This window comes from Streptomyces sp. NPDC043870, from assembly GCF_056435785.1.
Genome location: NZ_JBWKDT010000093.1, coordinates 1 through 7570 on the forward strand (window position 1 = coordinate 1; position 7570 = coordinate 7570).

General features: G+C 69.0%; 7 protein-coding genes. 3 read left to right on the forward strand and 4 right to left on the reverse strand.

Translation table 11 applies throughout. The features are described from left to right. Window positions 1–180: 180 nt before the first annotated feature. On the reverse strand, window positions 181–342 hold the full coding sequence (locus AC0699_RS38770) for a hypothetical protein (RefSeq protein ID WP_478670999.1): 162 nt from the start codon (window positions 340–342) through the stop codon (window positions 181–183). A 2323-nt stretch (window positions 343–2665) separates the two neighbouring features. Between AC0699_RS38770 and AC0699_RS38775 the strand changes: the two genes are divergently transcribed. Genes AC0699_RS38775 through AC0699_RS38785 form a run of 3 tightly spaced genes read left to right on the forward strand, consistent with a single transcriptional unit; the run spans window position 2666 to window position 5126 of the window. Beyond that, window positions 2666–3718, forward strand: a complete 1053-nt coding sequence (locus AC0699_RS38775; RefSeq protein ID WP_478671003.1) for a hypothetical protein — start codon at window positions 2666–2668, stop codon at window positions 3716–3718. 45 nt (window positions 3719–3763) lie between these two features. Further along, window positions 3764–4120 carry an AlbA family DNA-binding domain-containing protein gene (locus tag AC0699_RS38780; protein ID WP_478671007.1) on the forward strand — a complete coding sequence of 119 codons (357 nt, stop codon included), beginning with the start codon at window positions 3764–3766 and terminating at the stop codon, window positions 4118–4120. Between the two features lie 31 nt (window positions 4121–4151). After that, window positions 4152–5126 (forward strand): hypothetical protein, encoded by a 975-nt coding sequence (locus AC0699_RS38785; protein WP_478671011.1) that lies wholly within the window; start codon window positions 4152–4154, stop codon window positions 5124–5126. 393 nt (window positions 5127–5519) lie between these two features. Here the strand turns inward: AC0699_RS38785 and AC0699_RS38790 are convergent, their stop codons facing one another. The 3 genes from AC0699_RS38790 to AC0699_RS38800 form a co-directional block, all read right to left on the reverse strand. Further along, window positions 5520–6014 (reverse strand): hypothetical protein, encoded by a 495-nt coding sequence (locus AC0699_RS38790; RefSeq protein WP_478671015.1) that lies wholly within the window; start codon window positions 6012–6014, stop codon window positions 5520–5522. Window positions 6015–6227: 213 nt separating this feature from the next. After that, the gene (locus AC0699_RS38795; RefSeq protein WP_478671018.1) at window positions 6228–6362 is read right to left on the reverse strand and encodes a hypothetical protein; all 135 of its coding nucleotides are present in this window, start codon (window positions 6360–6362) and stop codon (window positions 6228–6230) included. A gap of 332 nt (window positions 6363–6694) precedes the next feature. Then, a complete protein-coding gene (locus tag AC0699_RS38800; protein ID WP_478671022.1) occupies window positions 6695–7201 on the reverse strand; it encodes a hypothetical protein in 507 nt (168 codons plus the stop codon). Window positions 7202–7570: the final 369 nt, after the last annotated feature.

The following is a 7570-nucleotide window of genomic DNA, read 5'->3' on the forward strand; positions in this document are numbered from 1 at the left end:
GCCGGGAGGCTGCCCGGACCACTGCCACTATCAGCGGCGGCTGCACACGATCGAGGGGCGGTCCGGGAAAGAGAACACGGGCCGGAACCCAGCCCACTACACTCACCCAAACCGCCCCTGAACAGGGAAAACGTCAAAGTGCTGCTGGAGTACTAGAGTCTCGATCAAACCCGGAACGGTTCAGAGTCCGGCGTTGGTGACGATCAACGTGGCGCTCGCGATCATCGTCGTCTTGCGGTTGCGGCGGCGTATGGAGGCCCGCAGTCGCTTCGACGAGAAGCTGACGGCTCCGGCGTCTACTTGCTGGGTGGTGCCACTTCGAGCTTCCTCATTTTTGAGCACGGGCGTGCCTTCCCGACCCGCGCTGCGAACGCGGACCTACTCGGTGACCTTGAGTCGATCACCCGGGAAGGTAAGGCCTCCGCAACTCATGGGGCACTTGTCGCGGCCTTGAGAGATGCCTGGTGGCCCGAACGGCCCCGGATCCGCCGTGAGCGGTCCGGGGCCGTTCCGACTTCTCCCCGCCTACACCGCGCGTCAGGGTCGGTGCCGACCGGGATGGTGCGGGATCGTGGCGGTGGCGGGGCGGTGTCCAGGACCCGGCAGCCGGGGGTGGCGGCCGCGCAGCGCGCGCACATCTCCGCGATCCACCACAGCCTTCCGGCCCGATCCGCGTACCCCGCCAAAACAATGGGGCCCCGCATCAAACCGTCCCCGCCGGGGTTGCCCGCTCACCTCGCACGGCGTCGAGGCTGTTACTGCTCGGCGGGGAGACGATCAGGGTGAAACGTTCGCACACACCGCCTCGGCCTGGATGAGGACAGGAGTCGTGGAGCTGTTAGTGACGGTCACGCTCCAGGAGCCTGGAGCCGTGGTAAAGCTTTGGACGGACCCTGGCACGCCGACCACCGCCTCTCCACCCCCGGTAATAATGTCTCCCGGATCGCAAAACGCTGTGCTTGTGGCCGTCTGGCCAGGCTGTACATTCAGGGGTTCGCCGAGGCGGGCGTAGGTAGCAGTCGGTCCCGCAGGTCCGGTGGCGCCGGTGGCTCCGGTCGGTCCCGCAGGTCCGGTGGCGCCGGTGGCTCCGGTCGGTCCCGCAGGTCCGGTGGCGCCGGTGGCTCCGGTCGGTCCCGCAGGTCCGGTGGCGCCGGTGGCTCCGGTCGGTCCCTTGCACTTGTTTCGGCCGTGGTCGGTTGTGAAGCTGAAGGTTCCGTTGTCGTAGGTGAATTTGTTGCACCGGTCGTGGTCTGCCGCGAGAGAGGTGTCTCCGGTTGGGTTGCCGGGGGTGGTGGTGCCGGCGAGGGCAGGGGTGCTGAGGCCCAGCATCACCAGGGCCAGTGATGCCATGACTCCGCCACGGGCCAGCCTGGCCCGTGGCGGCAGCGGGCCGAGGTTTGACAGGGACTTGTCCTCAGGGCGCATGAACTAACCACTCTCTCTTTGTCTCGCGGTTCCAACCGGGTTCGGAGGCTGGCGGACAACAGGGCGCGAGGGCCACCGCCTCCATTGATCAGCAGGATCCTCCGCACGCGCAAGGGAGCACATCAGGCGCGCTGCGGTCATCACCCCGATCCGCCGCAAGGCCCACACCGAACTGAGCCGCAAGCACAAGGCATCGAACATTCCTGCACCACGGCCGCGGACGGGGCCTCAACCGCTCGGGCGTCACCACAGGGTCACGCACCTCTACGACGAGGATCTGATATCGGGCCAGCAACCCCAGGCTGATGGCGTCCGCCAGGCCCAGCTCCTACACGATCGGCCCGAACACTGCCGGGTCATCCATCGAACACGCAAGCTCCGCCGGCAGTGGGTCCCGCGCTCCCTGGCGCACCTGCCAGCTCGGTGGACGCTCCCTCCAAATCCGAGGCGTCGCCGTGAAGTACAGGCGTCGCGCCGCCGGAATCTCCGACTGCCGGTGAACAGCCGCCCACGCCTTCCCCAGACTTCCCGACGTCCGGTGCGCCTCGTCCGTTTTGCCAGCCGAGATCGTGTGTGAATTGCTGTCGACCTGGCATTTCACGTGCCGTACATGTTCGCGACGTTGGGGTGACTAGTCTGTTTCGCGCCTCGGTTTCCACGCCACGAATGTGTAAGCCGGTGAGGCCACTGGTTTTAAAGGGTGAGCCTCGGCAGTAGACGTGTCGGGACCGCAGTCGGCTCCCTTGCTACCGCCTACAAGAAGCGCGTGCGCGACGGCTGGCCCGCTACGGGACAAGACCCGTGACTCCCGCGACCCGATGACGTCCCCGGCCATAGACGCGCTGTCCCAGGTCCTGTTCGACGGCCGCCGGGCCCGCATGCACGTGCTCTTCGACATTACCCCACCGCCCACGTCCTCGGACCGCAGACCCCGAGCAGTTCGCCGCCGTCATCCTGGGACGCGTCCCCACCGGCACCCGGCGCACGCAGGCTCGCCCCGATCGGCGGTACCGCCCACCCCACGCAGGTGCTGGCCCTGACTGACGCCGAAGCCACCGCGCGGGCCACCGGCGAGCAGACCGGGACGCTCTGCCCCGACCGACTGACAGCTGATACGCGGGTGCCCGCCCGGTTTTGGCGAGTACCCCCATCCCCGCCGTGCCGCCCCGGAAAACGGACGGCCCATTGTCGGACCCCTTCCGTACCCTTGGCACTGAGGTACTTGAGACGGGAGGGCAGCATGGCCCGCAACTCCATCAATCAGCGCGCGATCGAGAAGCATCTCAAGGAGATCGCCAAGGGCTATGAGCGCGCGGCCCGGCGGAAGCCGATCCGCGTGCCGATCCAGACGGAGACGTCTTCCGAAGGAGGCTTCGTGCCCGGCCGTGACACCGCCGAAGGTGACCCGATCCTGGCCCGGCTCCTGATGTGGCTGGACGAGCAGGCCCAACTGAACCCCTCGCACTACATCGACGTGACCCGGTTCGTCGAGGAACAGCAGATGCACGGCGAGGACGCGTCCGTGCTCGCCTTCGAGCTGGAACAGCGCGACCTGGTCCGAGTCGCGCGCACCATGGGCGGCACCCCCGACGTCCACCTCACCGACGCAGGCCGCGCCGCGATCCACCGCCTGAAGAAGCTGTGGCAGGACCGCGCCGCCCGGCTCCGTTACACCATGGACGCCTTCCAGCGCTGGCTGTTCGACACCGCCGGCGACCAGAAGCCCGTCAACCCGGTGCTGTTCCTCGCCACTCCCGCCGCCTACTTCGCCGGATCCGAGATCACCGGAACCGAGCTGCACGAAGCGCTCGCCCACCTGACAGAGCACAAGCTGATCGAACGCATCGACACCGACCCCGCCACGGTCGCCATCACACCCCGGGGCGTCAGCTGCGCCCTGGCAGGAGGAAGCGTGCAGGACCACATCAACCAGCCCCGCCCTGGCACCACATACAACAACTACATGCCGAACGCCAAGGGCGTCATCATCGGCGAGCAGCAGCACTTCACCCAGAACAACACCGACGGCGTCGACCCGACGCTGTTCGCCCAGCTCGCCGGGTACATCGGCCAGGTCAGCACCACCCTGGGCATGTCCGACCAAGACCGTGTGGAGCTGGAGCGCGTCGCCCAGGAGCTCCACGCCGAAGCGACCTCCCCGAACCCCGAGCCGGGCCGCCTGCGGCAGTTCGCCACCCAGCTCAAGGACAAGCTCCTGGAGACCGGCACCACCATCGCGGCCACGATGGGCGTGCAGATGGCCGAGCAAGCCCTCGCCGCGCTGGTGCAGTAGCCCGTCTCGTGACGGATGAGGATACCTCGGGCAGTATCGGGCGTCATGGTTGCTCTTCGTTCCCGTCGTCTGGAAGGGCTCTTCGGGGCCCGGCTGGACGCAGTGTCGTACGCCCAAGTCGCCGGCCTGAAGACGAACGCGGTCTCCGAGTCCTACGACCTGGAGTTCAAGGGGGAGCTCTACGGCGGCAACGACAGGGCCCGGCGGGACCTGGCAGGGGACGTGGCGGCCCTGGCCAACACCGCTGGCGGGGTCCTGCTGCTCGGAGTCACTGAAGACGACCAGGCCCGAGCCGCGGAACTCCCCCGGGGTCGCACTCAGCGACGGCGAGGTGCTGCGGATCCGCAATATCGTCGCCGACCAGGTCCACCCGCTGCCTACCTTCGACGTCAGGCAGATTGAGGACCCCAGCCAGCCCGGCCACGGGGTCCTGATGATTGCCGTGCCCCGCAGTCCCTCCGCACCTCACGGAGTCCTGGTCAACGAGGGCCTGCGCTACCCCCGCCGCAACGGCGCCAGCATCGTCTACCTGACCGAGGCCGAAGTCGCCGCCGCCTACCAGGACCGCTTCGCCCGCCGCCAGACCCGCCACGAAGACCTGATCCGCTACGAACGCGACCTGATCAGCCGCCTGGACACAAGCGACCAGACCTACGTCGTCGTCACCCTGGTCCCGGACCTCAGCGGGGACTTCGCCCTCGACACCAAGACCCTGCGTGCCTTCCGCCAGGAGACGATGGACAAGGACCTCCTCGTCATCCCCCGCATGGTGTCTGTCCGCCACGTCACAGTGGGCAGCCGCCGCCTGATCGCGCACGGCGGCCCCGAACCCGGGAAGGCCACATGGATCGCGTGCGAACTCCACCAGAGCGGCGCCGGCTCCTTCGCCGCCATCGCCGCCAACCGCAGTGACCTCGCCCCGCCCCGCCAGATCGACCCCAACACCACCTCCAGCCTGATCGAGGACGAAGACCTGGTCCTCGACGTCTGGTCCGGCCTGCGGCTGCTCGCCCGCCACGCGCGCGACCGCGCCGCAGTCGGCGGCACGGCCACGGTGCGCGCCACGATCGTGCCCGTCACGCCCGACCTACCAGCCGAACTACGCCACCCGCGCGGCCCTGCGAACATGGGCGGCACGGTTGGCACCCACCAGGTGACCGAGCCGCCCCAGGCGACGTCCGTCTTCGATATCGACGACCTGGCCGAGGACGGACCGGGCCTGACCGCGGCCACCTCTGCCCTCGCCGCGGGGCTGATCCAGCACTTCGGCTACCCGGAGACGCCGCAGATGACCCCGGACGGCGCCATCCCCGGGGCGGGCGCCGTCATCGCTGAACGATCAGGCCGCCCAATCCAACCCCCAGTCGGCCAGCTGCTGGAGCTTGTCGGCGGTGAGCTTCGCGGCTGAGTATGCCCTTCGCTGCTCAGCGACCCACTGAACCGACGACCTCTAACTCGCCCGCGAGATCCCGCTCGTCAGGAAGGATCGCCGCAGAGGAGCTACTGATTCCGACCGATCAACGGTTTTGAACACCGAGCCAGGAGCAGGTCGGCTCCGTGGCCGGGCCGACCACGACCCGACCTACGGCCCGCATACACAGCGAGCTGGGCGCGGTAGCCGTTCCACTCGGGCTCCGCCACCCGCCCGCACGGCAGGGCGGCGGAGTCCACGGTGCTGGCGAGCATCGGCTCGGGCAGGGACCAAGTCATGTCCCACGGCTTTCACGTCAGGGGTCTCGGCCGTACCGGCGCCCTGGTTCTTTCCGCGTCCGAGAACGGTCCGGCGCTGGGCAACGGCGTGTCATGTCAGTCGGGAATCCACCGGACGCGGTAGCGGGCCTGAAGCTCTTCGGCCGTCATGCCCCGCCGTCGCGCCCCGTTCTCGGTCCTCGGCGGCCCGCTGCGTGTCATCGGCTTCGTCCCCGTCCAGGGGAGGGGCATCGGCAACGGCGAGTTCGGGTGCCTCCCAGTGCGCGTCGGTGTCCCGGAGCGGACCGAATGGGGCCGGTCCGATACCGGAGACGCCGACGAGGTCGGGCGGCCCGCTCGTGGTCATGAACGTGCCTGCCCGGCCGTCGGGGAGGGTCAGCAGGCCGGGGGAGGCGTCCCAGAGGTTGTCGTCGGTGTCCGTGTGGATGCTCCCGACCCAGGTGGTGTGCCGGTCGTAAGTGAAGTCCGGCACCGTCTCGGGATCGAGCTTGAGCACCAGGGCGGCGACGATCGGGACCTCGCGCCCGTCGGCGAGCGTTACCGTCCCTTTCCCTACGTATCGGGTCTTCCCGTCTTCCCACGGCATTGCGGCCCCCTGCCCTGCCCGTGTGGTGGGTGTGGACCGGGATCCTTGCGCACCAGCTGGGGAGGGAGCAACTCCAGTCGCACAGAGCCTGCTTCAGCAAGTCAGCCCGAGGCGGACACTACCTCGGCCATGAGACGGGTGCCGCGCTCTCGTGACGGGGACCCGGGCGAGCCAGGGCCTGGCAGGCCCGGGTGCCGGCTGGCGGGGGCGTCGTTACTGGCCCTGCAGCCAGGCGACCGCCACCAGCCCCCACCCGGCCGTCACGCCCTGCCCGAGCTGCGCTGCCACGACCCCGGCCAGCGCCCGCCGGTCCGTCTGCCAGCCGGTACGCAGCACCATGGCCACCATGCGGGGCAGCGCGGCCGCCATGTGCCCGAACTTCAGCCGGGTGAGCGGGCCTTCGTGGCGGACGTAGGACTGGTCGTAGCGCAGCGTGCCGCCCGGGTCAGCCTCGAGCAGCCACGCGCACCGCGTTCTCCAAGGCCTCCGGCAGCGGAAACAACAGCGCGAGCTGGAACCCCACCCTGGAGATCACCATTCCGCAAGACGCGATCGGCGGACTCTACAGCGGGACGGTGACTCATTCAGTGGCCTGACCCGTGGCGGCTTCGCTGCGCGCCCCGCGCGCGGCCCCTGCAGCGGCGCCGGGACGCCTCCCCCGAGCACACCGACAGTTGGCACTACCCGGGGCGGCTGATTGCGGGCCCGGCGAGTCCCGCCCTCCTGACACGTGGTCCTCTCTCACAGCCTCGGTTCTGGCTCCCGGTAAGTTCTCGGTATCGGGAGCCAGAACCTGGGTCAGGGGTACGGACGACGGCGCCGGAGGCGAACCACTGCGCTAGGGTTGCGGCGAGGTGGACACCGGCCCGGGCGGCTTCCAGGGTCTCGGGGACGGTGGCGGTCTGCCCGCCGTGGCGGGAGGTCTGCCCCTCCCACAGCGCGCGCATCATCGCCTCCACGGGGGCGATGGACTCCTTGCCCGTCGGCGTGGACAGCGTGGTGGTGAACTTCGAGGGCGAGTTGCGGGTCACGCGGAGCATGGTGCCGAGCGTCGCCTTGGCGTTGTTGGGCTCGATGGTGGCGTGCGCGGCGCTCTCGACTGCCTTGATGGCTTCGCTGTACGTGCGCACCGGATCCGGGTGCATCCCGTAGGCCGTCTGCCACGCGACCGCCAGGTGATCGGCCACTGATCCGGCAGACACGGGGCGTGGGCGGCGGGCGAAGAAGCCCACCCACGGCCTACGGCCAGGTACACCCGTCACACGCGCTCAATCAGGCCCGCGCTGAGAGGGTCACACTGGCGCGGACGATGCCAAGCCGTCGCTCGCCGCTGCCCCTGTCAGCGGCGGCTGCACACGATCGAGGGGCGGTCCGGGAAAGAGAGCACAGGCCGGAACCCAGCCCCCTACACTCACCCAGACCGCCCCTGAACTGGGAAAACGTCAAAGTGCTGCTGGAGTGCTAATACTCCAGCCGGACTTCTGTATTTCTGCTGGTCAACGGCCTGGCGGTGGGGAGTGTAGCGGGGGTTTTGCATGGGTGGGACGGTCTTGGGC